The sequence below is a fragment of the Streptomyces sp. NPDC050085 genome, assembly GCF_044460595.1.
Classification (GTDB): domain Bacteria; phylum Actinomycetota; class Actinomycetes; order Streptomycetales; family Streptomycetaceae; genus Streptomyces.
Map to the genome: position 1 here is coordinate 18,041 of NZ_JBITJZ010000017.1, position 25,133 is coordinate 43,173.

Genomic DNA, 25,133 nt, shown 5'->3' on the forward strand with positions numbered 1-25,133 from the left:
GTCGCAGATGCGCGCCGCTCTAGAGTTTTTCTCGTCCGGCCGAGCCGGACGAAAACAAGCAAACGCACCTCCCGGTGCGCAGGCTGCGGCTACTTCTCTCGCAAAGAAACTCTCGCCGCCGCCGACTTGATCTCGGGAGGCGCAGCACATGGTGTGTGCCCGGTGCGCAGACAACGGGTACTTCTTGGATCCGGCGGTTGCGGGTTCGAATCCCGTCGGCGACTTCGGGTCGTCGTAGCTCAAGGGGTAGAGCACCAGACTGTTTCCGTCGTCGACTTCTGATCTCGGGCACATTCCATTTGCTGCGCCTTCCCTCCACTGCACACTCACTCATGAATTCCGGGGGGAATTTCTCATGGCGCGTTACAACCGGAAGGCCGCCAAGGCGGCACTCCGTTCCGCCGTCCGCACCACGGGCCGCATCACGCGGACCCACCAGGGCGGCATCGGATTCGAGCGCGACGCACGTTCCGAGCTTTTCCTGCTCGCGGTCGCCAACTTCGTTTCCCAGCAGACCTTTTACGAGGACGCCGCCACCCGCGACGACCGCTTCACGGCGCTCGTGCGGCAGCTCGCCGTCAGCGACCCGGAGTGGACCGCGGGTCTGCTCGGCTGGCTGCGCGGCGACGCGAACATGCGGACCGCGTCCGTCGTCGGCGCCGCCGAGTACGTGCAGGCACGCCTCGACGCGGGCGCCACCGAGGGCCCGTCGAACCGGCAGGTCGTCGCCTCCGTGCTGCGCCGCCCCGACGAGCCCGGCGAGTTCCTCGGCTACTGGACGCAGACGCACGGCCGTGCGGTGCCCAAGCCCGTCAAGCGCGGCGTCGCGGACGCGGTGCGCCGCCTGTACCACGGCAAGGCGCTGCTCAAGTACGACACGGCGTCCAAGGGCTACCGCTTCGGCGACGTCCTGAACGTGGTGCACGCGGCGCCCGACCCGGCCAAGGCGTGGCAGGGCGACCTGTTCCGGTACGCCCTCGACCGGCGGCACAACCCGGACACGGCCGTGCCTCCGGCATCCAGCGAAGTCCTGGTCGCCCACCGGGAGTTGATGGCGCTGCCGGTCGACGAACGGCGCGCCGTGCTGACCGCCGAGGGCGGCGCCGAGCGGCTCGCCGCGGCCGGGATGACGTGGGAGGCGCTGGCCGGGTGGCTGCAGGGGCCGATGGACAAGGCGGCGTGGGAGGCCGTGATTCCGTCCATGGGCGCGATGGCACTCGTCCGCAACCTGAGGAACTTCGACGAGGCGGGTGTCTCGGACGAGGTCGCCGCACAGGTGGCGGCGAAGATCTCCGACCCGGCCGAGGTGGCGCGCTCGCGGCAGTTCCCGTTCCGCTACCTCGCCGCGTACCAGCACGCGCCGTCGCTGCGCTGGGCGTACCCGCTGGAGCGGGCGCTCGGCCACTCGCTGACCAACGTGCCGTCCCTGCGCGGCCGTTCACTGATCCTGGTGGACCGCTCGGGCTCCATGTGGGCCCCGCTGTCCGCGCGCTCGCAGCTCAACCGGGCGGACGCGGCGGCGGTGTTCGGCGCGGCGCTCGCGCTGCGCGCCGAGGACGCGGACCTGGTCCAGTTCGGCACGGGCAGCGCGCCGGTGGCGTTCGGTGCGGGGGAGTCCGTCCTGAAGGTCCTGGAGCGCTTCGGGTCCCTGGGCGGTACGAACACCGCGGAGGCGGTACGCCGTTACTTCCGCGGGCACGACCGGGTGCTGATCGTCACCGACGAGCAGGCGGCGTACAGCGTGCACGGGGACGCGACGTCGGCGGTGCCCGCGCAGGTGCCGGTCTATACGTGGAACCTGGCCGGTTATCGGGCGGGTCATGCGCCCTCGGGGGTCAACCGGCATACGTTCGGGGGGCTTTCGGATGCGGCGTTCCGGATGGTCTCGCTGCTTGAGGCGGGGCGGGACGCGGATTGGCCCTGGGGGTAGGGGGATGGCTCGGGCCGCTCATGGTGGATTCTCGTCTGCCATGAGCGGTCCGTTGCCGTGTGCGGGTTGTCTACGGTTGCTCGCGCTCCGCGGCGGAGCCGCTGATCGATACAGCCCCGCGCCCCGTGCGGGGCGCTCCCCGGAGGACGGCTGTGATGACGACGAGGGCCGCCACCGCGATCAGTGCACCCACCTCGAACGCCCGGCCCGCTCCGTGCACGAGCACCGCGTCCGCGGAGCCGTGCGCACCGCGCGTCGCCGTCCCGTACACCGTGACCAGCACCGCGAGGCCGAGCGTGCCGCCCAGCCACTGGAACGTCTGGAGCAGGCCCGAGGCCGCGCCCGCCTCGCGGGGGGCCACCCCGGCCAGGATCGTGGCGTTCAGGGGGAGGAAGCTGAGGCCGACGCCCACGCCGAGCAGGATCATCGGGCCGAGCAGGCCGGTCGCGTAGCTGTCGCCGAGGTCCAGGCGGGAGAGCCAGGCGCCGGAGGCGATGAGCAGCAGGGAGCCCGTGACGAGGACCGGCTTCGTGCCGAAGCGGGCCAGGAGCCGGGGCACCACGCGGACCGCGGCGAACGCGCCCGCCGTCAGCGGCAGGAACGCGAATCCGGCCTTCAACGGGCTGTATCCCAGGACCTGTTGGACGTACAGCGTGAGGAAGTAGAACGCGCCGAAGTTCCCGGCGGGCAGCAGCAGGATGCCCGCGTAGGCGCCCACGCGGTTGCGGTCGCGGAACAGGGTGAGCGGGGCGATGGGCTGCCGGGCGCGCGTCTCGACGCAGAGGAAACCGGCGAGCAGGGCCGCCGAGGAGAAGAAGCAGGTCAGCGCGCGGGTGTCGGACCAGCCGCTGTCCGAGACGCGGATGAAGGCGTAGACGAGGAAGGACATGCCCGCGGTGCCGCTGACGGCGCCCGCCAGGTCGAACCGGCCGCTGTGGCGCGGGGTTTCGCCGACCACGCGGGGCAGGGCGAGGGCGAGGGCGGCGCCGATCGGTACGTTGATGAGGAGGGCCCAGCGCCAGGACGCGAGGTCGGTCAGCGCGCCGCCGAGCACCAGGCCGATGGAGGCGCCGATGCCGGCCATGGAGGAGTAGACGGCGAGTGCGCGGTGGCGGCCGGGCCCTTCGGGGAAGTGCGTGGTGATCAGGGCGAGTGTGCTCGGCGCGATGAGGGCGGCGCCGACGCCCTGTACGGCGCGGGCGGCGAGCAGCAGGGCCCCGTCCGTCGCGAGGCCGCCGCACAGGGACGCGGCGGCGAAGACCAGGACGCCGCAGGTCAGGGTGGAGCGGCGGCCGAGCAGGTCGCCCGCGCGGCCGCCCAGCAGGAGGAGGCCGCCGAAGGCGAGGGTGTAGGCGTTGAGGACCCAGGACAGGCCGGTGGGGCTGAAGTCGAGGGCGCGCTGGATGTCGGGCAGGGCGACGTTCACGACGGTGGCGTCGACGCCGACCATCAAGTACGCCGTGACGATCAGGAGGAGGATGGTGCCGGGGCGCGCTACGGTGCGGCGTGCGGCCCGGGTTTCGACGACGGGCGGTGCGGAGGACATGCTCGACTCCCGTGCAGGAACGGTGGGTTGAGGAATGCGGTGACGCGTGCGGGCAGCCCGGACTGCCCGCGACGTGAAGCGGGGACTGTCTCCGTTTAACTCCGGTTAAGATACGGAGACTGTCCCCGGTTGTGCAAGGGGTTCCCGGAGGAGGTAGCGATGGCCCAGGTGGGAGTGGTCAGGCCGATGCGTGCGGACGCGCGGCGCAACTACGAGCGGCTCGTGCGGGAGGCCACGAAGGCCTTCGCCGAGAAGGGCGCGAGCGCCTCGCTCGACGACATCGCCAAGCGGGCGGGCGTCGGCTCGGGCACGCTGTACCGCCACTTCCCCACCCGCGAGGCCCTCATGGAGGCCGTCTACCTCGAGCAGTTCGAGGCGATCGGCGAACGGGCCAGAACCCTGCGGGCCGAGCAGCCGCCCGGCGAGGCCCTGTTCACCTGGCTCGGCGAACTGGCCGAACAGCTCGTACGGGTACGCGCCCTGAAAGCACTGCTCAGCGCCGCCGTCGCCGAGGGGTCCGCACCGGTCGTCGCCCAGTGCGGGGAGGTCCTCAAGGCCGAGGCCGCCGCACTGCTCGACGCGGCCCAGGCGGCGGGCGAGATCCGTGCCGACCTCACTCATCTGGAGCTGCTGCGCCTCAATCACGCCGTGGTCGGCGCGGCGGAGCTCGCGGGGGAGGGGCCGAAGGACGTCGGCCGCTATCAGCGGCTGATGCTGGAGGGGCTGCGGCCGCGGGCGTAGTCCGGCCCAGCGGGGTGCGTGGAAGAAAAGTCTTCGGTAAGGGAACGGTAAAGCGGAGCTGCTCGTTACCCCTTTCATGACAGCTATGACCCCCGGCTCGAACATCCCGCTCACGGCGCAGCGCGTCGCGGTGGACGTCCAGGCCCCCGTGCGGCTCGACGTATCGGGCCTGCTGCTCACCGCCGACGGCAAGGTGCGCTCGGACGACGACTTCATCTTCTACAACCAGCCCGCGGGCCCGGGTGTCACGTACACCTCGGGCGGGGGCGCGTCGCCGGACTCGATCACGGTCGACACCGCCGCCGTCCCGCCCGGCATCGAGAAGATCGTCGTCACCGCGAGCCCGGACGCCGCGGGCCAGACGTTCCAGGGCATCGAGCCCACGGCCACGGTGCGCAACGCGGACGACGGCTCGGTCCTGGCCACGTTCACGCCGCCGCAGCTCGGCGCGGAGACGGCGCTGGTGGTCATCGAGGTGTACCTGCGGGGCGGGGCGTGGAAGGCCCGCGCCGTCGGCCAGGGCTATGCCAACGGCCTGGCGGGGATCGCGACGGACTTCGGTGTCTCGGTGGAGGAACCGGCGGCCGGAGCGGCGGGGGCCGCGCCTGCCGCCGCGGCCCCCGCCGCTCCGGTCGCCGCCATGCCGGCCCCCACCACCGCCCCGGTCGACCCGCGCATCGCCCCGCCCCCGCCGCCGGCCGCACCCCCGGCGGCCCCGGCCGCGCCCGCTCCCGGCGCCGGGAAGATCAACCTGGACAAGGGCCGCGTCTCCCTCCAGAAGAACCAGACGGTGTCCCTGGTCAAGGGCGGCAAGCCGCTGCTGAGCCAGGTCAAGATGGGCCTTGGCTGGGAGCCCGCGTTCCGCGGCAAGGACATCGACCTGGACGCGTCGGTCATCGCGTACGGCCCGCAGCGCAACCACATCGACAGCTGCTACTTCGGCAAGCTCTCGATCGTGAACGGCGCGATCAAGCACTCCGGTGACAACCTCACGGGTGAGGGCGCGGGCGACGACGAGGTGATCGTCGTCGACCTCGGCCGGCTCCCGCAGGACGTCACGGGCCTGGTCTTCACGGTGAACTCGTTCTCGGGCCAGAAGTTCACCGAGGTCGCCAAGGCGTACTGCCGCCTCCTGGACGCGGCGACCGGCGAGGAACTGGTCCGCTTCGACCTCACGAGCGCGGAGCCGCAGACCGGCGTGATGATGGCCAAGCTCATCAAGCAGTTCAGCGGCGAGTGGGAGATGACGGCGCTGGGCGACTTCGTGAAGTCGCGGACGGTACGCGGGATGGTGAAGCCTGCGGCGCAGGCGCTGTAGACGCCCACGTGTCAGGGAGAGGCCCCGCAGGTGCTGCGGGGCCCCTCCGCTCAGCGCACCACCCGCGCCAGGAGCGTCGCGAGGTCCGTCAGGAGTTGGAGCCACGGGCGGGCCCGTTCCGCGCGGTTGCCGAGGCGGCGGTGCCAGCGGGGTGGCCGGGGATCGGCGTGGCGGCGCAGCGTTCTCTCGCGGGCCCGTCGGAGGGCTCCGAGTCGTCCCGTTCCGGTGCTGCGCCTGTGCCTGCGCCACGTCATGGCCAGACCGTAACCGCGGGGGATCGCGGTGCGCAGTGCGGTGGAGCGACAAGCGGGGCGGGGAGTTATTGGGGGTAACCGGCATCTTCGCGAAATCTTCAACTCCCCCTGAAGCAGAGGGAGTTCTATGAGTTCTATGAGTTCTACGGCGTCACCACGATCTTTCGGCCCTGGCCCGACGCGAAACGGTCCAGCGCCTGCGGGTAGTCGTCCAGCGGCAGGCGGTCGCTGATGAAGACGTCGGGGTCGAGGACGCCGGTCACGAAGAGTTCCGCCGCTCGTTCGTAGCTGTGCAGGACCGCCATCGAGCCCGTGATGGTGATCTCCTGGTTGTAGATGCGGTACGGGTCGATCGTGACGCGGGTCGCGTAGTCCGCGACGCCGAACTGGAGGAACGTGCCCGCCTTCGCGACGCGGCCGAGGCCGTCCTGGATCGCCGCCGCGTTGCCCGTCGCGTCGATCACCACGTCCCAGCCGGACGGGCGGTCCAGCGCGTCGGGGCTCGCCGCGGACGCGGAGACGCCGAGGTGCCGGGCCGCGGCTCCGCCCGCGGTCGTGACGCCGATCGCGGCCCAGCGCTCGCACAGGTTGCCCCGGCCCGCCCGGCAGTAGCGGCACTCGTGGCAGTGCAGGGACGGGTCGACCGCCACCCGGTCGCCGACCCTCAACTCCGTGACGGCGCTGCCCACTTCGGCCACCGTGCCCGCGAACTCGTGGCCCGGCACGACGGGCAGGGTCGGGGCGAACTCGCCCTGGATGATGTGCAGATCGGTGCCGCACAGGCCACAGGCGGCGACCTCGACGACCACGTCCCGGGGCCCCGGCGTGGGGTCGGGCACCTCGCCGACGACGACCTTGCCGACGGACTCGACGATCGCGGCCTTCATTTCACGGCTCCCAACGACAGGCCCTGGACGAGTTTGTCCTGGGCGGCGAACCCCGCGGCGAGCCCGGCAGGACCGTGAAGTTGACCTTGATGCCGGTCTCGCGGGTGAAGTAGCGGGACGTGAGCTTCTGCAACTCGACCATCTGCGGGTTGTTCACCATCAGGACGTTGATGGCGTCACTGCCGCCGAGCCCGCCCGCACCGGCCCAGCAGCCGGACAGGAGTGGGGTGAGCAGCGTCCCTGCGGCGGTCGTCGCGAGCAGGGCGTCCGGTGGCCTCCGTCGGCTCTGGGTTCGCATGAGTGCTCCTGGACTTCTGTGATGTATGCGGACAAAAGGTGTATGGGTGGACGTGCAGACATGCGGAACTGCCTTGCGTGCCAAGGGAGTTCAGACGCGGATGACCTGCGGCCCCAGCAGGCTGTAGCGGTGCGCCTCCGACGCGGGCAGCCGGCTGCCCGTGACGATCGCCTCCAGGGCGCCCACCGGCGCGAACCGGCAGAAGCTGACCGCGCCGAACTTCGTGTGCACGCCCGCGAACACCGTGCGCCGCGCCGCCCGGATCGCCTGCGCCTTGACCTCGCTGACCGCCGGGTCCGGGGTGGTCAGGCCGTGGTCGCCGGAGATCCCGTTCGCACCGATGAAGGCGACGTCGAGGACGAATCCGGCGAGCATCTTCGTCGTCCAGTGGTCGACGGTGGCGAGCCGCGATGAGCTGCGGCGTGAACCCCTCGTCGACGAAGACCGTCTCCGCGTCCCCGAGCAGCTCGGCGGCGGCCGACGCGATCCGCCGCTTCTCGGGCACGTGCATCGTCGTACGGAACGCGAGCGTCGTCTCGAACCCGGCGCTCTCCACCGGATACGCCCCGCCGTGCGTGCGCCGTACGAGGCCGTGGTCCTCCAGGGCGCGCAGGTCGCGGCGGACGGTCTCCTTGGTGACGCCGAGCTCGGCCGCGAGCCCGTTGACGTCGACGGAGCCCGTGCGCCGCGCCGCCCGCACGATCTCCCGCTGCCGCTCCTCGGCGCTCATGCCGCTCCCTCCACGCCCTGGTGTGCTGCCCGTTCGGGCCCGTTCGCGCGGCGGCGTGCCCGGCGCGGACCTGCGGGCGGGCCGGGGATCATGTGAGCTCGGGCGGCACGGATGCCCGGTCAACGGGGTCGGCGGGTCTGCTTGGTGCCCGATCGGGCGGCGCCGGGTCCGGGTAAGCGCCCGGTGAGAGGCGGGTCATCCCCGGGTCAAGTACGGATCAGGCCATGGCCAAAGCGTCGTATGGGTTGCGCATACGACCGTCCCGCCGGGGGATTTGCTCGGCTTTGCGCAGGTGGGGCGTGGTTACCGTGGCCCGACTGTGCCGGCAGAAGGGGGAGGCGCCGATGGGGACGCCGAGCGGGGAGCCGCCCGCGCCGCGCCGCTCGCGGCTGCTCGACTACATCGATGTCGTGGACTGCACCGAGGTCGTGGACTGCACCGAGGTCGTCGACTCCACCGGCGTCGTCGACGAGGCGCCGTCGCCGGGGCCGGGCACCGCGCGGGCACCGGGCCCGCGACCGGGCGTGCCCGCCTACCACACGCCCGTCTTCGTCCCCGCCCATCCGCGGGCCGTCCCCGGCACCGCCGCGGACGGCCGCCCGGTGCGCGCCCCCTTCATCGCGTACGAGCTCTTCGCGCACTCCGGGGGAGGCACGGTCGCCCTCGCCTTCACCGGCCTCGACCGTCTCGTCGCGGTGCTCGGCGACGCGCAGCCGTGGGTGGCCACCTCGCTCGGGCCGCTGGCCGAGGTCATGGCCGAGCGCGAGCTGACCGTACGGCTCGACCCGGTCGCGCTCGCCGGGCGGCCCCACTGGCAACCGGCCGAACTGGCCGCCTACGCACGGGAGATGCGCTGATGTCCGGGGCCGGATACCAGGTCGTCCTGAGCGACCTCACCTCGATGACCGGGACCTTCCACCGCGAGGCCGGGCACTACCGCGAGCTGCACCCGCACGTCGCGCCGCCCGTCGTCAGCGGCGGAGACAGCGGCCTCGACCACGCGATCAAGGAGGTCGCCGACCTCATCCTCGCGCTGCACACGGGCTTCGCCGACCGGCTCGACGACCACGGCGACAAGGTCGCGTACGCCCGCGACTCCTTCCGGCGCCACGACATCGACGTACACGGACTGTTCGAGGACCTGATGAAGGACGAGGGGTGAGGCGCTGATGGGGGACAGCTGGGTCGGCGGGGACATAGGCGGGCTGCGCACCATGGCCGACACGTACAAGGGCGCCAAGAAGCCCCTGGAAGAGGCCGTCCGGCCGGTCAGCACCGCCGTCGAGACGCTGGTCGGTGACGCCGGGTGGACGGGTGAGGCCGCCGAGAGCTTCCGCGGGGCGTGGAGCGAGGACGCGCTGACGGCCGGGGCGTTCGCCACGCTGGTCAGCTCCGCGGGCACCATCCTCGACACGCTCGTCGGTCAACTGTCCACGTGCGAGACGGCGTTGCAGAACGCCGAGCACGTCGCGACCCGCAAGGGCGTGCCGATGGGCGACAAGGGCGTACCGCGGCAGTTCGTGACCGGGAACCCGCCGAGCGCCGACGAGCAGAAGACGATCTCCGCCTTCGGCGAGTACGACAAGGTGCGCCAGGAGATCCTGCACACGGCGCAGCACGCGCGGCTCGTCGCGGCGGACGCGCTCCGCGGCCTGTACGAGCAGGTGGCGGCGCCGGTGTCCAAGGGGGACAAGATCACGCTCGCCGACGCGCTGCGCGGCCTGTACGCGTACGACGCGGAGGACGCCCGGGCCGGTGGCAAGGAGGCCCGCAAGCACCTCGACGACGCCAAGGACGAGGCGCGCGCGGCCAAGAAGGAGCTGAAGGCGGAGCGCCGGGCGTACCAGAAAGCGGGCAAGGCCCTGCCGAAGGACCTGCCCGCCAAGGGGGCCTACGCCGAGGCGACCATGAAGGTCGACTCGCTGGAGGAGGCGATCGCCCGCGCCGACAACGGCAGCACGAAGCTGCCGTACGACCGGGCGCTGAACGTGAAGCTGGGCGACGCCGCGGAGGCGTTGCGGGCGGGCCGGGCGCTGGAGGCGATGCCGGAGTTCCTCAGGGAGGTGCCGGTGCTCGACGTCGCGGCGGCCGGGGCGTGCGGGCTGCTCGAAGCGAAGGACGACCACGACAAGGGGTGGTCCTGGCAGAAGTCCGTCGTGGTGGACGGAGGGATCGCCCTCGGCGGTGTCGCCGCCGGGGCCGCCGCGGTGGTCGCCGCGCCCGTCGAGGGCGCGGCCGCGGTCGCCGTCGTCGGCGTCGGGGCCACGATCATCGCGACGGACGTCCTCGACCACTCCTTCCACGAGCACTGGAGCGAGGACATCCACGACCACGGCGTGGTCGGCGGTGTGCTGCACGGAGCCGGAAACGTCGCCTCCGAGACGGGGGACGACGTCGCACGGCTGGGAAAGGATGTCTGGCATGGCGTCACGAGCATCTTCTGAGCCGCGGGCCGGGGCCGCGGCCCCGGCCCCCGACTTTCCGGCGCTGCCCAAACTGGGCACCACCTGGTACCGGCGGGGGGTGCCCTACTGGCTGTGCCGGGCCCGTACGACCGTCTTCCTGCTCGTGGTGATGGCCGCGGTCTGCTTCTTCGCGATCAGCCTCTACCGGGGGTTCAGCGACGAGTGGGCCCCGGCCGTGCGCACGGCCGCCGCCTGGGTGCAGGCCGCCGCGGCCGCCGTGGCGCTGGTCTGGGGCTTCGTGAAGCAGCGCCGCGCGCACCGCGTGGCGCTGCTCGACCCGCCCACCCCGAAGCAGGCCTGGGCGGACAAGCGCGACCGCGCCGGCCGGGCGCCGGGGCGGGTCGCACTGGGGCGCGGCCTCGTGCTGATCGCGGCGCCCGTGCTGCCCGCCGTCGCCGCGTACGTCGTCGGGCAGTTGCTCGCCTGGACCACCGTCCGTGAGTACCCGAGCGAGGTCGGCGCCAGGCGCTGGATGGAGCGGCAGGTCAGTACGGCCAGATCGGCGGGTCGTTGATGAAGCGGCCGCCCATGTGGAGGTGCGCCGGGTTGTCGTCCGTCAGGGGGCCGAACTCGGCCAGGAGCTTCTCCGCGTAGTCCTCGGAGTCGTCCTGCGGGTCGTAGCCGAGGGCGCGGGCGCTCGAAAGGTCCCACCACAGGCGGGTGTTGGCGGACGAGCCGTAGACGACGGTGTGGCCGACCCCGGGCGCGGACAGGGCCGCGTGGAAGAGGCGGGCGCCGTCCGCGGGGCTCATCCAGACCGACATCATGCGCACGTCGGTCGGCTCGGCGAAGCAGGAGCCGATGCGCACCGACACCGTCTGCACGCCGAACTTGTCCCAGTAGAACTGCGCGAGGTCCTCGCCGAACGACTTCGACAGGCCGTAGTACGTGTCGGGGCGGCGCGGCGTCGAGACCGGGACCAGCGGGGCGCCGTCCTCGGTGCGCGGGCGCGGGGTGTAGCCGATCGCGTGGTTGGAGGAGGCGAAGACGACGCGGGGCGCCGTGCCGTCCGCGCGGGACTCGGCCTCCGCGCGGACCGCCTCGTACAGGTGGTACGTGCCCTTGATGTTCGCCTCGAGGATCTTGTCGAACGTCGACTCCAGGGAGATGCCGGCCAGGTGCAGCACCCCGTCGACCCCGCGCACCGCCTCGCGCAGCGCCTCCGTGTCGTTCAGGTCCGCGACGATCGCGTCCGGCGCGTCATCGAGGGGGCGGACGTCGAGCAGGCGCAGCTCGTAGCCGTGCTGCGGCAGCAGCTCCCGCATCAGGGTGCCGAGTCCGCCGGCGGCACCGGTGAGCAGGATCGTGCGGGGTGCTGGCATGTGCGTGGTCTCCTGAGCGTATGTGTGAGCTGCATTCACATTCGTGGTTGCGACCGGAACGCTAGAGAGGGGGTCCGGCTCAGTCAAGAGTCGGACAGGACGAGCAAGTTCGGACGCTTGACCGTCCCCTTTGGGGCGGCTTACGGTGGGCGCGTTCAGAAATATAGACGCGGATCAGAAACGTGCACATGTTCAGGGAGAGCCCGTGACGACGCCCCCTCTTGACCCCCTCGCCGCTCGACTCAGCATCCCCAGTGGGCCGCTGTTCTTCCCCGTCACCGCGTACGGACCCGACGGCACCGTCGACCTCGACACGTACCGCACCCACGTGCGGCGCGGCGTCGAGGCGGGGGCCGCTGCCGTGTTCGCCTGCTGCGGCACAGGGGAGTTCCATGCGCTCGCCCCCGAGGAGTTCGAGGCCTGCGTCGCGGCCGCGGTCGAGGCGACCGAGGGCCGGGTGCCCGTCGTGGCCGGCGCCGGATACGGCACGGCGCTCGCGATCCAGTACGCGCGCCTGGCCGAACGGGCGGGCGCGGACGGCCTGTTGGCGATGCCGCCCTACCTCGTGAACGCCGCGCAGGAGGGCCTGCTGCGCCACTACACGCAGCTCGCCGAGGCGACCGGCCTCGACATCATCGTCTACCAGCGCGACAACGCCGTCTTCACGCCCGAGACGGTCGTCGAGCTGGCCCGTCACCCCAAGGTGCTCGGCCTGAAGGACGGCCTCGGCGACCTCGACCTGATGCAGCGCATCGTCAGCGCCGTACGCAGCGAGGTCCACGGCTGCGACTTCCTCTACTTCAACGGCCTGCCGACCGCCGAACTCACCGGCCTGGCCTACCGCGGCATCGGCATCACCCTCTACTCCTCCGCCGTCTTCTGCTTCGCGCCCGAGCTCGCGCAGGCCTTCCACAAGGCGCTGAACACCGGCGACGACGCCACCGTGAACAAGCTGCTCGACGGCTTCTACCGGCCCCTCGTCGAACTGCGCAACCAGGGCAAGGGCTACGCCGTCGCCCTCGTCAAGGCCGGGGTACGGTTGCGCGGGCTCGACGTCGGCGAGGTGCGCCCGCCGCTGCACGAGCCGCGCGAGGAACACGTCAAGCAGCTGGCCGAACTCATCGAGCGCGGGCAGGCGTTGCTGGAAGGGGCCGGTGAGTGAAGACCTCCGCCTTCGTCTATCCCTGGGACGTCGTCGGCGACCCCGACGCCGCCCGCCGCATCGCGGACCTCGGCGTCCAGCAGGTCACCCTCGCCGCGGCCTACCACTCGACCCGCGCGCTCACCCCGCGCCACCCGCGCCACCGCATCGTCACCGCCGAGCACGCGTCCGTGCTCTACCCGGTGGACGAACAGCGCTGGGAGGGGCGGGAGTTGACGCCGTACGCGGCAGGGGACTGGGCTCCCGGTGACGCCTACGGGGAAGCCGCCGACGCCCTCGCCGGTGCCGGACTCGACGTGCACACCTGGGTCGTGCTCGCGCACAACTCCCGTCTGGGCGCGCAGTTCCCGGCGACGTCCGTCGTCAACGCCTACGGCGACCGCTATCCCTGGGCGCCCTGCATCGCGCAGGCCGCCACCCGCACCTACCTCGTCGACCTCGCCGCCGAGGCCGCGGCCCGGCCCGGCGCCGGCGGCACCGAACTGGAGTCGCTCGGCTGGTACGGCCTCGCCCATCTGCACGCCCACGACAAGACCGGCGGCGTCGGCCTCGGCGAGGCCGGGCAGTACCTGATGTCGCTCTGCTTCTGCCCCGACTGCCGGGACGGATACGCCCAACACGGCCTGGACGCCGATGAGTTGGCCCGCCAGGTGCGGGGCGCCCTGGAACCCGTATGGCGGGGAGAGGCCGCCGACGACGGCTGGGGGTCCGTCGAGAAGCTGCTCGGCGAGACGACCGCGAACGCCACCCGCGCCTACCGCGACGCCACCGCGCGCAGTCTCCAGGAGGCGGCTGTGGCAGCGGTGCGCGCCGCCGCCCCGGCCGGCTTCCAGGTGCTGCTGCACGCCGACCCGGTGTCCTACCACTGCGGCGCCAACGTCGGCGTCGACCCCGCGCACATCCTGACCGTCGCCGACGGCGTCGTCGTGCCGTGCACGGGAGGCGCGGCCCTGATCGGCCCGTTCGCCGCGCAGGGCGCCGGGGACGAGCGCGTCATCGCCGCGAACCTCACCGTCGTACGCGGCATGGGCGGCAGCCCCGACACCCTCGCCGCCGACCTCCGCGCGGCCCGTGACCTGGGCGCGAACCAGGTGCGGCTCTACCACGCGGGCCTCGCGTCGGACGCGGACCTGGCGGCGGTCACCGGGGCGCTCGCGCACCTGTGACCCCGGCAGCGATGAGTTACGGGCCGCGGGCCGGTCTGTACCGGTGAGCACCGGACACGTTCCGGACTGGACACTCACCGGAAGGGTCACCATTCACCATGAGTGACACGACAGTGGACCTCGGCCCGCAGGCCCGGATCGTCGCGCGCCTCGCCCACGGGGTGCGCGAAGAACAGCTCGACCTGCCGACCCCCTGTCCCGACTACGCGGTACGCCACCTCCTGGGCCACATCGTCGGCCTGTCCGCGGGCCTCGGCGCCACGGCCCGCAAGGAACGCGACGAGGTCAACGGCGCGGTCCCCGGCAGCACGCTGCCCGAACTGGCCCCGGACTGGCGGGCCACCCTGCCCCGGGCGCTCGACGACCTCGTCGAGGCCTGGCGCGACCCCGCGGCCTGGGACGGCATGACCCACGCGGGCGGCCAGGACCTGCCCGGCGCCGTCGCCGGACTCGTCACCGCCGACGAACTCGTCGTGCACGGCTGGGACCTGGCCCGCTCGACCGGCCAGGAATACGTCCCCGACGAGGCGGCGCTGCGGGCTGCCCACGCGCTCCTGGCCCCGGCGGTGGGCGACGACGAACGCGCGGGCCTGTTCGGCCCGGTCGTCCGCACGTCCGCCGACGCCCCGCTCGTGGACCAGGTCATCGGGCTGAGCGGCCGTGACCCGGCCTGGAAGGCGTAACCGCCGACCCGCACCTTACGACCTCGGCGCCGCTGACCACTGGTCAGCGGCGCCGAGGTCGTTCGGCAACTGCCCCCACCGTGCGGCGAGTCGGTGAACTTCTTTTGCCAGAAGCGTTGACGAAACATCGTCGGGCTCTTAACTTCAACGCGTCGTACTTCGTACGTCATATATGAGACGCGATACGCGATACGTCAGATCCGATGTGCCATACGTGATGTGTCCTACGTGATGTGTCCTACGCGATGTGTCGTACGTGGTGTGCGAGACACCCCCACGCCAGAACCGAGAGGCGCGCATGACCTCAGTGCCCACTCCGATCCCCTCCCGCACGCAGTACGTGCTTCAGGAGATCAAGCACCGCATCCTGACCGGCCAGTTGACGCCCGGACAGGCCCTCGTGGAGACCGACCTCGCCGCGCAGTTCGGGGTCTCCAAGACACCGGTGCGGGAGGCGCTCAAGACCCTGGCGGGGACCGGGCTCGTCGTGATGAGCCAGTACAAGGGCGTCACGGTGCGCATGGTCGACGCGGACATGGCCCGCGAGGTCTACGACGTGCGCCTCCTCCTCGAGCCGGAGGCGCTGCGCCGCACCGTCCACCGCCGTGCCTCGCTCGACGCCGCCCGCGACGCCCTGACGCGGGCGGACACCGCGGCGGACACGGCCCAACGCTCGCTCGCCAACCGGGAGTTCCACCGCGCGCTCTACGTCCCGTGCGGCAACCCCCTGCTCGGCAAGATGCTCGACGAGGTCCGCGACCAGGCCGCGCTCGTCTCCGCCGTGGCCTGGGCCGCCGACCCCTCGTGGGAGCGGGAGGCCGCCGAGCACCGGGAGATCCTGGAGCTCGCTCTCGCCGGTGACGCCCAGGGTGCCTCGCGCGCGCTGCGCGACCACATCGCGTCGTTCGTACAACGGGCCTTCCCCGAAACGGCACAGGCCCTGGAAGCAGAGGGTGAGCAGCACTGATGACATTCGAGACCCAGCGGGCCGCGCTCGCCGACGTCGTGGCCATCCCGGTCACCCCGTTCGCCGAGGACGGATCGGTCGACGAGACCACGTACACGAGCCTGCTGCGACGGCTGCTCGACGCCGGGGTGCGCACCCTCACGCCGAACGGGAACACCGGTGAGTTCTACGCACTGACTCCTCAAGAGCGCAGCACCGTCACGGAGTTGACGCTCGCCGAGGCGGGGGAGCGGGGCGTCGTCCTGGTCGGTGTCGGCCACGACGTGCCGACCGCGATCGACGCCGCGCGGCACGCCCGTGAGCACGGTGCCCACATGGTGATGGTGCACCAGCCCGTGCACCCGTACGTCTCCCAGGGCGGCTGGGTCGACTACCACCGCGCGATCGCCGAGGCCGTGCCCGAGCTCGGCGTCGTCCCCTACATCAAGAACGCCACCCTTGACGGTGCCCGGCTCGCCGAACTCGGCGCCGCCTGCCCGAACGTGGTCGGCGTGAAGTACGCGGTGCCGGACGCCGCGCGGTTCGCCGCGTTCGCCCGGGACGCGGGGCTCGACCGCTTCGTGTGGGTCGCCGGTCTCGCCGAGCCGTACGCGCCCTCGTACTTCTCGGCGGGCGCCACCGGCTTCACCTCCGGGCTCGTGAACGTCTCGCCGGGTGTTTCGCTGTCCATGATCGAAGCGCTTCGATCCGGCGACTACCCGGCCGCCATGAAGGTCTGGGAGCAGATCCGCCGCTTCGAGGAGCTGCGCGGCGCCGAGGCCTCCGCCAACAACGTCACCGTCGTCAAGGAAGCCCTCGCCTCGCTCGGCCTGTGCCGCCGCGAAGTGCGCCCGCCCAGCCGCGAGTTGCCCGAGGCGGAGCGCGCCGAGGTCGCCGACATCGCCGCGGGGTGGTCCATATGAGCCCCGAAGCGAGCCCCAGGCTCGCCCCGGAGGAGCTCCGCTCCCACCAGTGGTACGGCGTCGAGGGCGCCCTGCGCACCTGGTCGCACAACGCCCGGATGCGCCAACTCGGGTACGAGGCCGAGGAGTACCGGGGCCGTCCGGTGATCGCCGTCCTCAACACCTGGTCCGACATCAACCCCTGCCACGTCCATCTGCGCGAGCGCGCCGAGGCCGTCAAGCGGGGCGTGTGGCAGGCCGGCGGCTTCCCGCTGGAATTCCCCGTCTCCACGCTGTCGGAGACGTACCAGAAGCCGACCCCGATGCTCTACCGCAACCTCCTCGCCATGGAGACCGAGGAGTTGCTGCGCTCGTACCCGGTCGACGCGGCCGTGCTGCTCGGCGGCTGCGACAAGTCGACCCCGGCGCTGCTCATGGGCGCCACCTCCGCCGACGTGCCGTCCCTGTTCGTGCCCGCCGGGCCGATGCTGCCGGGACACTGGCGCGGCGAGACCCTCGGCTCCGGCACCGACATGTGGAAGTACTGGGACGAGCACCGCGCAGGGAATCTGACGGACTGTGAACTGCGGGAGCTCCAGGGAGGGTTGGCGCGGTCTCCCGGTCACTGCATGACCATGGGGACCGCCTCCACCATGACCGCGGCGGCCGAGGCGCTCGGCATGACGCTGCCCGGCGCCTCCTCGATCCCGGCCGTCGACTCCGCGCACGAGCGGATGGCCGCCGCCTCCGGGCGCCGCGCCGTCGAACTCGCCTGGACCGCGCTCAAGCCGTCCGCGATCCTGACGCGCGAGGCCTTCGAGGACGCCGTTGCCACCGTGCTCGGACTCGGCGGTTCCACCAACGCCGTCATCCATCTGATCGCGATGGCCGGGCGGGCCCATGTCACCCTCACCCTCGACGACTTCGACCGGATCGCGCGCACCGTGCCCGTCCTCGCCAACGTACGGCCCGGCGGACAGACGTACCTCATGGAGGACTTCCACTTCGCGGGCGGCCTGCCCGCCTTCCTCTCCCGCATCACCGACCTGCTCCACCTGGAGCGGCCCACGGTCAACGGGACGTTGGGGCAGCAGCTCGAAGGTGCCGTCGTGCACAACGACGACGTGATCCGCACCCGCGAGAACCCCGTCGCGGCCGAGGGCGGCGTCGCCGTGCTCCGCGGCAACCTCTGCCCCGACGGCGCCGTCATCAAGCACATCTCCGCCGAGCCGCAGCTGCTGAAGCACACCGGCCCCGCGGTCGTCTTCGACGACTACAAGACCATGCAACGCACCATCAACGACCCGGAGTCGGGCATCACCGCCGACAGCGTCCTGGTGCTCAGGAACGCGGGCCCCAAGGGCGGGCCCGGCATGCCCGAGTACGGGATGCTGCCGATCCCCGACCACCTGCTCAAGCAGGGGGTGCGGGACATGGTGCGGATCTCCGACGCCCGGATGAGCGGCACGAGCTACGGGGCGTGCGTGCTGCACGTCGCCCCCGAGTCGTACGTCGGCGGGCCGCTCGCACTGGTCCGCAGCGGCGACAGCATCACCCTCGACGTCCACGCCCGCTCCCTCCAACTCAACGTGGAGGAAGAGGAGTTGGCGCGTCGGCGGGCCGAGTGGACGGCGCCGCCCGAGCGGTTCGAGCGCGGCTACGGCGCGCTCTACAACGAGCAGATCACCCAGGCCGACACCGGCTGCGACTTCACCTTCCTGGCCAGGCCGGGCAAGGTGCCGGACCCGTACGCGAGTTGACCCTGAGCTTCCGAGCCCGCCCCGCGCGGGCCCGCGCCCCGCATGTCCGACATCTCGAACGTCGTGTGCGAAGCGCTTCACCAGTACCAGCCCGAGTCACCGAGAACGGAGTCCCGTCATGGCCCAAGCCGCAGCCGTGGCCAAAGCCCCGCCGACAGCACCGCCCCGAGGGCGGCGCCGGAAGTCCGCCACCCCGCGCAGGCTCCCGTACCTGCTGATCGCGCCCGCCGGGCTGCTGATGCTGGGCTTCATCGCGTACCCCGTCATCAGCGTCTTCTACTACAGCCTGCAGAACTACAACCCCACCAAGCCGTGGCGGAACGGCTTCGCGGGCCTCGACAACTTCGTCACCGCGTTCACCGACGACCCCGACTTCTGGACCACGCTGGGCTTCAGCCTCCAGTGGGTCGTCGTACAGGTGGTCCTCCAGCTGCTGCTCGGCCTCGGGCTCGCCCTCGTCGTCAACCAGACGTTCGTGGGCCGCGCGATGGCCCGCGCCCTCGTCTTCTCGCCGTGGGCCGTGTCCGGCGTGCTCACCTCCGCGGTGTGGATGCTGCTCTACAACTCGCAGACGGGCATCACCCGGTACCTCGCGGACGTGGGCATCGGCTCGTACGGCACCTCGTGGCTGTCGGACACCGCGACCGTCTTCCCGGCCGTCGTCACCGCCGAACTCTGGCGCGGCGTCCCCTTCTTCGCGATCCTCATCCTGGCCGACCTGCAGTCCGTCTCGAAGGACCTGTACGAGGCCGCCGAGGTCGACGGCGCCAGCCGCTTGCGGCAGTTCATCCACATCACGCTGCCGCACCTCAAGGACGCGATCATCCTCTCCACGCTGCTGCGCGCCGTGTGGGAGTTCAACAACGTCGACCTGCTCTACACCCTCACCGGCGGCGGCCCCGCGGGCGAGACGACCACCCTCCCGCTGCGCATCGCCTCCATCGCCGTCGACAGCCACGACTTCGGCTACGCGTCCGCGCTGACGTCCATCGCCTTCGTGATCCTCCTGTTCTGCTCGATGGTCTATCTCCGGCTGAGCAAGTTCGGGGGCGAGGACAAGTGACCGTCAAGGAAGCCCAGTTGACCGAGGTGACCGACACCACCGCACCCGCCCCGACGACCGGCCGCCACCGCCTGGAGGCCGCGGCGCCGAAGAAGGGCCGCTCCTGGGACGACGTGCCGCGCTGGCAGATCTACCTCCCGCTCGGCGTGTACCTCCTGTTCACGCTCGTCCCCTTCTACTGGATGCTGCTCTTCGCGTTCCGCCCGGCAGGCTCCACCTCGCTGCTGCCGTGGCCGCTCACCCTCGACCACTTCGACAAGGTGTGGAACGAGCGGGCCTTCGGCACCTTCTTCCAGAACAGCCTGATCGTCGGCGTCGCCTCCATGCTGATGACGACCGTCGTCGCGCTCGCCGGCGGTTACGCCCTGGCCCGCTTCAACTTCAAGATCAAGCAGGGCTTCATGCTGGCGCTGCTGTGCTCGCAGTTCATCCCCGGCGCCCTGATGCTGGTCCCGCTGTTCCAGATCTTCGCCAACCTGAAGATGATCAACTCGCTCGGCAGCGTCATCATCGCCGAGACCGTCTTCCAGCTCCCGCTGACGATGATCCTGATCAGCGGCTTCATCAAGAACGTACCGATGTCCCTGGAAGAGGCCGCCTGGGTCGACGGCTGCGGCCGCTTCCGCGCCTTCTGTGCCGTCGTACTCCCGCTCCTTCGCCCCGGGCTGATCGCCGTCGGCTCCTTCGCCTTCGTGCACAGCTGGAACCACTTCCTGTTCGCCCTGATGTTCCTCTCCGACCAGGACAAGCAGACGATCCCCGTCGGCCTCGCCACGCTCATGGGCGCCGACTCCGTCGACCTGGGCGCGCTCGCCGCCGGCGGCGTCGTCGCGGCCGTGCCCGTCGTCATCGTCTTCGCCTTCATCCAGAAGTGGCTCGTCACGGGCTTCAGTGCCGGGGCGGTGAAGGGATGAGAACCATGCGCGTACGCACACGAGTACTCCAAGCCGCCCTGTCCTGCGGCCTGTTGGCGGCCGGGCTCGCCGCCTCGGGCTCCGCGGGGGCGCAGGGCCGTGACATCAGCCGCGACGCGCTCGCCGCCGACGACAGCCGGGCCGCGGCGGGAGGCATCCGGTGAGCGGCCCGCTGTCGTCCACCGGCGGGCCGGTCCCCGTCGTCCTCGCGGGCGCGCGCGGGCACGGCCGCTGGCACCTGGCGAACCTGCGGCGCCTGGCCGACGCGGGGCGGGTCGTGCTCGCCGGCGTCTGCGAGCTGCGGCCGCTGGACGAGGCCGAGCTGGCGGGCTTCACCGGCGTCGCGCAGTCCGCCGACTTCGGGGAGCTCCTCGACCGTACCGGCGCCCGGGTCGCGATCATCTGCACCCCGATCCCCACGCACACGGACCTGGCCCTGGTCGCGGCCGAGCGGGGCGTGCACCTGCTCCTGGAGAAGCCGCCCGCGCCGTCATATACGGAATACGAGCGGATGGCGCGCGGTGTGGCGGAGGCCGGGATCGCCTGCCAGCTGGGGTTCCAGTCGCTGGGCTCGCATGCGGTGTCTCATATACGAGATCTCGTACGCGACGGACTCATCGGCGAGCCCCTCGGCATCGGCGCCGCCGGGGCCTGGGTCCGCGACGAGGCGTACTTCCGGCGCGCGCCCTGGGCCGGACGCCGCCGCCTGCACGACGCCGGGGGGAACGCGGTCGACGTCGTCGACGGCGTCCTGACCAACCCTCTCGCCCACGCCGTCGCCACCGCGCTCGCCCTCGACGGCGCGACCGGCGGCGACGATCTCGCCGACATCCGCACCGAACTGTTCCGCGCCAACGCCATCGAGGCCGACGACACCTCGTACGTCGAGATCGTCACCCGCGCGAACCGGCGGGTCACCGTCGCCGCGACCCTGTGTGCCGAGCGGGCCGCCGAGCCGTACGTCATCGTGCACGGCAGCCGGGGCCGGATCACCTTCTGGTACAAGCAGGACCGCGTCCTCGTGCAGCGCGCGGGGCACGGCCCGGAGGAGACCGTGCACGGCCGCACGGACCTCCTGGAGAACCTGCTCGACCACCTCGCCGACGCGAGCGGCGCCACGCCTTTGACGGTCACACCCGCCTCGACCGGCGCTTTCATGCGGGTCGTCGAAGCGATTCGACTCGCTCCCGAGCCCGTCGCGCTGCCCGCCGAGGCATGGAGCAGCGTGCCCGGTGACGGGGGCGGCGGAGTCGCCCGCCGCGTCGTGCACGGCATCGACGGACTCGTCTCCGCGAGCGCCGACACCCTCACCGGCTATGCCGCGCTCGGCGCGTTCTGGGCCCGTCAAGGACTGGAGGCCACCACATGAACCGCCTCGCCATCGCCCCGCTCACCCTGCACTGCGGCGGCCGCCCCGTCGCCCGCTACGAGATCCGCGCCGAGGCCGGTGATCTCGACAGGCGCCAGTCGCCGCGCCCGTACCTGCACCCGGTGACGACGCTCGGCGGCACGCCCGTCACCGAGTTCGCCCCCGTCGACCACCAGCACCACCTCGGGGTGGGCGTCGCCGTGCCGGACGTCGACGGGCACAACTTCTGGGGCGGCCGCACCTACGTCCGCGACCAGGGGCCGACCGAGCTCGACAACCACGGCGAGCAGCGGCACCGCGAGTTCAAGCTGTGCGACCCGGACGGTTTCGTCGAGGACCTGGAGTGGACCGCAGAGTCGGGAGCGGCGGGCGCGGCGGGTGCAGTGGGCGTGTTGCTGCGCGAGCGCCGCACCGTTGCCGTCACTCAACTCGCCGACGACGCCTGGGCATTGGACTTCACCTTCGCCCTCACCAACCCGGGCCACGAGACCGTCACGATCGGCAGCCCCGCCACCAACGGCCGCCCCGGCGCCGCCTACGGGGGTTTCTTCTGGCGGGCCCCCAAGGAGGACGCGGCCCCGTCCGTCTTCACGGCCGCCGCCGAGGGGGAGGACGCCGTGCACGGCCGCCCCGCCGACTGGCTCGCCCTGGCGGGCGGGGGCTGGACCCTCGTCTTCGCCGGGGCCACCGCCGAGACCCGGCGCGACCCCTGGTTCGTGCGGACCGGCGAGTACCCGGGCGTCGGCTCCTCGCTCGCCTCCCTGAACCGCCTGGCGATCGCCCCGGGCGACACCGCCGTACGCCGCCTCGTCACGGTCGTCGCCGACGGCACGCTCGACCGCGCGCGGGCCTCCTCCCTGGTCAGAAAGGCGGTGTCCGCGTGAACCCGCAGCTCACGACCGGCGACCTCGGCGACGGCACGTACCGCAACCCCGTGCTCGCGGCCGACTGGTCCGACCCCGACGTCGTACGCGTCGGCGACGACTTCTACCTCACCGCGTCCAGCTTCGGCCGCGCCCCGGGACTGCCGCTGCTGCACTCCCGCGACCTCGTCAACTGGACCCTGGTGGGGCACGCACTCCCACGGCTCGAACCCGCCGAGGCGTTCGCGACCCCGCGCCACGACTGCGGCGTGTGGGCCCCGTCGATCCGGCACCACGCGGGCCGCTTCTGGATCTTCTGGGGCGACCCCGACCACGGGATCTACCAGATCAACTCCCGGTCCATCAGGGGCCCTTGGAGCACCCCGCACCTCATCAAGGCGGGCAAGGGGCTGATCGACGCCTGCCCGCTGTGGGACGAGGAGAGCGGCGAGGCGTTCCTCGTGCACGCCTACGCCAAGTCGCGGGCCGGCATCAAGAACCGGCTCACCGGACACCGGATGAGCCCCGACGGCCGCGAACTCCTCGACGAGGGAAAGCTGTTGATCGACGGCGACGAGATCCCCGGCTGGTTCACGCTCGAAGGGCCCAAGCTGTACCGGCACGACGGCTGGTACTGGATCCTCGCCCCGGCCGGGGGAGTGGAGACCGGCTGGCAGGGCGCGTTCCGCTCCCGCTCGTTCTTCGGCCCGTACGAGGAGCGCGTCGTGCTCGAACAGGGCGACACCGACGTCAACGGCCCCCACCAGGGCGGCTGGGTGCGCACCGGCGCCGGGCCCGACGCCGAGGACTGGTTCCTGCACTTCCAGCAACTCGGCCCGTACGGACGGGTCGTGCACCTGCAGCCGATGCGCTGGGACGCGTCCGGCTGGCCCGTGCTCGGCCACCACGGCGCCCCCGTTCGCGTACACCGGAAGCCGGCCCTGCCCGTGCAGCCCGTGACGGCGCCCGCCACCGACGACGACTTCCCCGGCGGCCGGTACGGACGGCAGTGGCAGTGGACCGCGAACTCCCGCGAGGGCTGGGCCAGTTCGCACGCCGGGGACGGCCTGCGCCTCGCCTGTGTGCGGTCCGCCGACGGGGTGAGCGACCTGCGCCGCGTCCCGCACCTGCTCACCCAGCGCCTGCCGCTGCTCCCCTCCCGGGTCGAGGTCGGCCTCCGGCTCACCAGTACGACTCCGGGTGCCAGGGCCGGACTTGCGGTTCTCGGCGACGCCTACACCTGGATCGGCCTGGAGCGGGGCGAGGACGGCACCGCCCAGGTCGTGCACCGGTTCGCCGAGGGCGTCGCCGACACCGAGCGCGACGCCGCCCGCCCCCGCCCGGCACCGGACGGCACGGCCCGCCTGCGCGTCGACCTCACCGACGGCGCCCGCTGCCGCCTCTCCGCCGACACCGGGGACGGCTTCCTGCCCTCGGGCCAGGTCTTCGCCGCGACGCCCTGGCGCTGGGTCGGCGCACTGCTCGGCCTGTTCGCGGCGGCGCCGCCCGGCCAGGGCCCCGCGGGCACGGCCCTGTTCACGCACTTCCGCATCACCACTGCCTGAGCCACTGCCTGCGTCACCGCCCGAGCCATGGCCTGCGTCACTGCCCGACCCGCTGCCTGCGTCACCGCCCGAGCGATGGCCTGGGTCACTGCCCGACCCGCTGCCTGCGTCACTGCCTGAGCCGCCAACCGACCATCCCTGCCCGCTTGTTGGGAGCCGCGACGATGCACCTCCACCGCACCGAGCGCCACAGAGTACGGGCCGCACTGGCCGCCCTCGTCACCACCGTCGGCCTGACCGCCATGAGCGCGAGCGCGGGTGCGAGTGCCCACGCGGCCGCATCGCCCGACCGCCTCACCGGCACGCCGCACGGCTTCGCCACCCTCGCGGGCGGCACCACCGGAGGCGCGGGCGGCGAGGTCGTCACCGTCACCACCCAGGCCGACCTCGAGAAGTACGCGGCCGCCGACGAGCCCTACGTCATCCGGGTCGCCGCCACGATCACGGCCCAGCCGTTCGGCGCGAACATCGTCGTGGCCTCCGACAAGACCATCGTCGGCGTCGGCACGAAGGGCCAACTCGTCGCCGGTGAGCTGCACTTGAACCCCGGCACCAGCAACGTCGTCATCCGCAACCTCACGATCCGCGACTCCGCGGTCGCGGGGAACTGGGACTGCAAGGACACCGACTTCGACGGCATCCAGATGGACACCGCCGACCACGTGTGGATCGACCACAACCGCTTCTCGAACATCTGTGACGGCCAGCTCGACATCCGCAAGGACAGCGACTACATCACCGTCTCCCACAACCGCTTCGAGAACAACAACAAGACCTTCGGCATCGGCTGGACCACCAACGTCGTCACGAAGATCACCATCGACCACAACTGGTTCAGGAACACCAAGCAGCGCAATCCGTCCGCGGACAACTGCCAGTACGCGCACCTCTACGACAACTACCTGTCCGAGCAGTTGGCCGACGGCGACCCCGTCTGGACGTACGGCAACTGGTCCCGCGGCCACACCAAGATGGTGATCGAGAACAGCTACTACGACGGGCTCCAGCACCCCTACCAGGCCGACGACACGGCCGAGTTGGTGCAGCGCGGCTCGATCCTGAAGAACACCACGGGCCGCACCGACGCCCACGGCGACGCCTTCGACCCGCGCGCCTTCTACCGCTACCACCTCGACCCGGCGGCCGCCGTGCCCGCCCTGGTCAAGAAGTTCTCCGGTCCCCAGTCCTCCCTGGGCTCGCCCGCCCCGGACTCGCCCAGAACCCGCTAGTTCACCCTCAGTTGGATCCA

24 protein-coding genes and 2 pseudogenes are annotated in these 25,133 nt (G+C 71.8%); 20 read left to right on the forward strand and 6 right to left on the reverse strand.

What is annotated here, in order from left to right; all coding sequences use genetic code 11:
• Nucleotides 1–355: 355 nt before the first annotated feature.
• Nucleotides 356–1,930, forward strand: coding sequence for a TROVE domain-containing protein (locus tag ACIBUY_RS37175; protein WP_365579457.1), 1,575 nt, complete (start codon nt 356–358; stop codon nt 1,928–1,930).
• Nucleotides 1,931–2,000: 70 nt separating this feature from the next.
• Here the strand turns inward: ACIBUY_RS37175 and ACIBUY_RS37180 are convergent, their stop codons facing one another.
• The gene (locus ACIBUY_RS37180; protein WP_399155001.1) at nt 2,001–3,476 is read right to left on the reverse strand and encodes an MFS transporter; all 1,476 of its coding nucleotides are present in this window, start codon (nt 3,474–3,476) and stop codon (nt 2,001–2,003) included.
• Nucleotides 3,477–3,635: 159 nt separating this feature from the next.
• Here ACIBUY_RS37180 and ACIBUY_RS37185 point away from each other — a divergent pair, with 159 nt between their 5' ends.
• Both ACIBUY_RS37185 and ACIBUY_RS37190 read left to right on the forward strand, forming a co-directional pair.
• Nucleotides 3,636–4,217, forward strand: a complete 582-nt coding sequence (locus tag ACIBUY_RS37185) for a TetR/AcrR family transcriptional regulator (protein ID WP_399155002.1) — start codon at nt 3,636–3,638, stop codon at nt 4,215–4,217.
• Between the two features lie 85 nt (nt 4,218–4,302).
• A complete protein-coding gene (locus ACIBUY_RS37190; RefSeq protein WP_366078488.1) occupies nt 4,303–5,535 on the forward strand; it encodes a TerD family protein in 1,233 nt (410 codons plus the stop codon).
• A gap of 50 nt (nt 5,536–5,585) precedes the next feature.
• Here ACIBUY_RS37190 and ACIBUY_RS37195 read toward each other — a convergent pair whose 3' ends face one another.
• The 4 genes and pseudogenes from ACIBUY_RS37195 to ACIBUY_RS37210 form a co-directional block, all read right to left on the reverse strand.
• Nucleotides 5,586–5,789, reverse strand: coding sequence for a hypothetical protein (locus ACIBUY_RS37195; protein WP_365579451.1), 204 nt, complete (start codon nt 5,787–5,789; stop codon nt 5,586–5,588).
• Nucleotides 5,790–5,932: 143 nt separating this feature from the next.
• Nucleotides 5,933–6,676, reverse strand: coding sequence for an alcohol dehydrogenase catalytic domain-containing protein (locus tag ACIBUY_RS37200; protein ID WP_399155003.1), 744 nt, complete (start codon nt 6,674–6,676; stop codon nt 5,933–5,935).
• Nucleotides 6,677–6,740: 64 nt separating this feature from the next.
• A pseudogene (locus tag ACIBUY_RS37205) lies at nt 6,741–6,974 on the reverse strand (sugar ABC transporter substrate-binding protein); the annotation flags it as partial.
• A gap of 90 nt (nt 6,975–7,064) precedes the next feature.
• Nucleotides 7,065–7,704: pseudogene (locus ACIBUY_RS37210) on the reverse strand (DeoR/GlpR family DNA-binding transcription regulator).
• 344 nt (nt 7,705–8,048) lie between these two features.
• Here ACIBUY_RS37210 and ACIBUY_RS37215 point away from each other — a divergent pair.
• Genes ACIBUY_RS37215 through ACIBUY_RS37230 form a run of 4 tightly spaced genes read left to right on the forward strand, consistent with a single transcriptional unit; the run spans nt 8,049 to nt 10,683 of the window.
• Entirely contained in the window at nt 8,049–8,561 is a 513-nt protein-coding gene (locus tag ACIBUY_RS37215) for an SAV_915 family protein (RefSeq protein WP_399155004.1), read from the forward strand.
• Nucleotides 8,561–8,866 (forward strand): DUF6317 family protein, encoded by a 306-nt coding sequence (locus ACIBUY_RS37220; protein WP_365579445.1) that lies wholly within the window; start codon nt 8,561–8,563, stop codon nt 8,864–8,866. The genes ACIBUY_RS37215 and ACIBUY_RS37220 overlap by 1 nt, the downstream gene beginning before the upstream one ends.
• 7 nt (nt 8,867–8,873) lie before the next feature.
• The gene (locus ACIBUY_RS37225) at nt 8,874–10,148 is read left to right on the forward strand and encodes a hypothetical protein (RefSeq protein ID WP_399155005.1); all 1,275 of its coding nucleotides are present in this window, start codon (nt 8,874–8,876) and stop codon (nt 10,146–10,148) included.
• Complete coding sequence (locus ACIBUY_RS37230; protein WP_399155006.1) at nt 10,126–10,683, forward strand: hypothetical protein; 558 nt, start codon at nt 10,126–10,128, stop codon at nt 10,681–10,683. The genes ACIBUY_RS37225 and ACIBUY_RS37230 overlap by 23 nt, the downstream gene beginning before the upstream one ends.
• Here the strand turns inward: ACIBUY_RS37230 and ACIBUY_RS37235 are convergent.
• The gene (locus ACIBUY_RS37235; protein WP_399155007.1) at nt 10,655–11,491 is read right to left on the reverse strand and encodes an NAD-dependent epimerase/dehydratase family protein; all 837 of its coding nucleotides are present in this window, start codon (nt 11,489–11,491) and stop codon (nt 10,655–10,657) included. The two genes, ACIBUY_RS37230 and ACIBUY_RS37235, sit on opposite strands and share 29 nt — an antisense overlap.
• A gap of 205 nt (nt 11,492–11,696) precedes the next feature.
• Between ACIBUY_RS37235 and ACIBUY_RS37240 the strand changes: the two genes are divergently transcribed.
• From ACIBUY_RS37240 to ACIBUY_RS37300, 13 genes are all read left to right on the forward strand, one after another.
• The gene (locus ACIBUY_RS37240; protein WP_365580853.1) at nt 11,697–12,653 is read left to right on the forward strand and encodes a 5-dehydro-4-deoxyglucarate dehydratase; all 957 of its coding nucleotides are present in this window, start codon (nt 11,697–11,699) and stop codon (nt 12,651–12,653) included.
• Entirely contained in the window at nt 12,650–13,819 is a 1,170-nt protein-coding gene (locus tag ACIBUY_RS37245; RefSeq protein WP_399155008.1) for a hypothetical protein, read from the forward strand. The genes ACIBUY_RS37240 and ACIBUY_RS37245 overlap by 4 nt, the downstream gene beginning before the upstream one ends.
• A 98-nt stretch (nt 13,820–13,917) precedes the next feature.
• A complete protein-coding gene (locus ACIBUY_RS37250) occupies nt 13,918–14,502 on the forward strand; it encodes a TIGR03086 family metal-binding protein (RefSeq protein WP_365580848.1) in 585 nt (194 codons plus the stop codon).
• A 298-nt stretch (nt 14,503–14,800) separates the two neighbouring features.
• A complete protein-coding gene (locus ACIBUY_RS37255) occupies nt 14,801–15,469 on the forward strand; it encodes a GntR family transcriptional regulator (protein ID WP_365570947.1) in 669 nt (222 codons plus the stop codon).
• The gene (locus ACIBUY_RS37260; RefSeq protein ID WP_399155009.1) at nt 15,469–16,371 is read left to right on the forward strand and encodes a dihydrodipicolinate synthase family protein; all 903 of its coding nucleotides are present in this window, start codon (nt 15,469–15,471) and stop codon (nt 16,369–16,371) included. The genes ACIBUY_RS37255 and ACIBUY_RS37260 overlap by 1 nt, the downstream gene beginning before the upstream one ends.
• A complete protein-coding gene (gene araD / locus ACIBUY_RS37265; protein ID WP_399155010.1) occupies nt 16,368–18,110 on the forward strand; it encodes an L-arabinonate dehydratase in 1,743 nt (580 codons plus the stop codon). Before ACIBUY_RS37260 ends, araD begins: the two co-directional genes overlap by 4 nt.
• 118 nt (nt 18,111–18,228) lie before the next feature.
• Entirely contained in the window at nt 18,229–19,173 is a 945-nt protein-coding gene (locus ACIBUY_RS37270) for a sugar ABC transporter permease (RefSeq protein WP_365570938.1), read from the forward strand.
• Nucleotides 19,174–19,244: 71 nt separating this feature from the next.
• Nucleotides 19,245–20,087 (forward strand): carbohydrate ABC transporter permease, encoded by an 843-nt coding sequence (locus tag ACIBUY_RS37275; RefSeq protein ID WP_365570967.1) that lies wholly within the window; start codon nt 19,245–19,247, stop codon nt 20,085–20,087.
• A 5-nt stretch (nt 20,088–20,092) separates the two neighbouring features.
• Nucleotides 20,093–20,251, forward strand: coding sequence for a hypothetical protein (locus ACIBUY_RS37280; RefSeq protein ID WP_399155011.1), 159 nt, complete (start codon nt 20,093–20,095; stop codon nt 20,249–20,251).
• Nucleotides 20,248–21,456 (forward strand): Gfo/Idh/MocA family oxidoreductase, encoded by a 1,209-nt coding sequence (locus ACIBUY_RS37285; protein WP_365570932.1) that lies wholly within the window; start codon nt 20,248–20,250, stop codon nt 21,454–21,456. The genes ACIBUY_RS37280 and ACIBUY_RS37285 overlap by 4 nt, the downstream gene beginning before the upstream one ends.
• Nucleotides 21,453–22,340, forward strand: a complete 888-nt coding sequence (locus tag ACIBUY_RS37290) for a PmoA family protein (RefSeq protein ID WP_399155012.1) — start codon at nt 21,453–21,455, stop codon at nt 22,338–22,340. Before ACIBUY_RS37285 ends, ACIBUY_RS37290 begins: the two co-directional genes overlap by 4 nt.
• Entirely contained in the window at nt 22,337–23,884 is a 1,548-nt protein-coding gene (locus ACIBUY_RS37295) for a family 43 glycosylhydrolase (protein ID WP_399155013.1), read from the forward strand. Before ACIBUY_RS37290 ends, ACIBUY_RS37295 begins: the two co-directional genes overlap by 4 nt.
• A 164-nt stretch (nt 23,885–24,048) precedes the next feature.
• Nucleotides 24,049–25,113, forward strand: coding sequence for a right-handed parallel beta-helix repeat-containing protein (locus ACIBUY_RS37300; RefSeq protein WP_365570923.1), 1,065 nt, complete (start codon nt 24,049–24,051; stop codon nt 25,111–25,113).
• Nucleotides 25,114–25,133 lie beyond the last annotated feature (20 nt).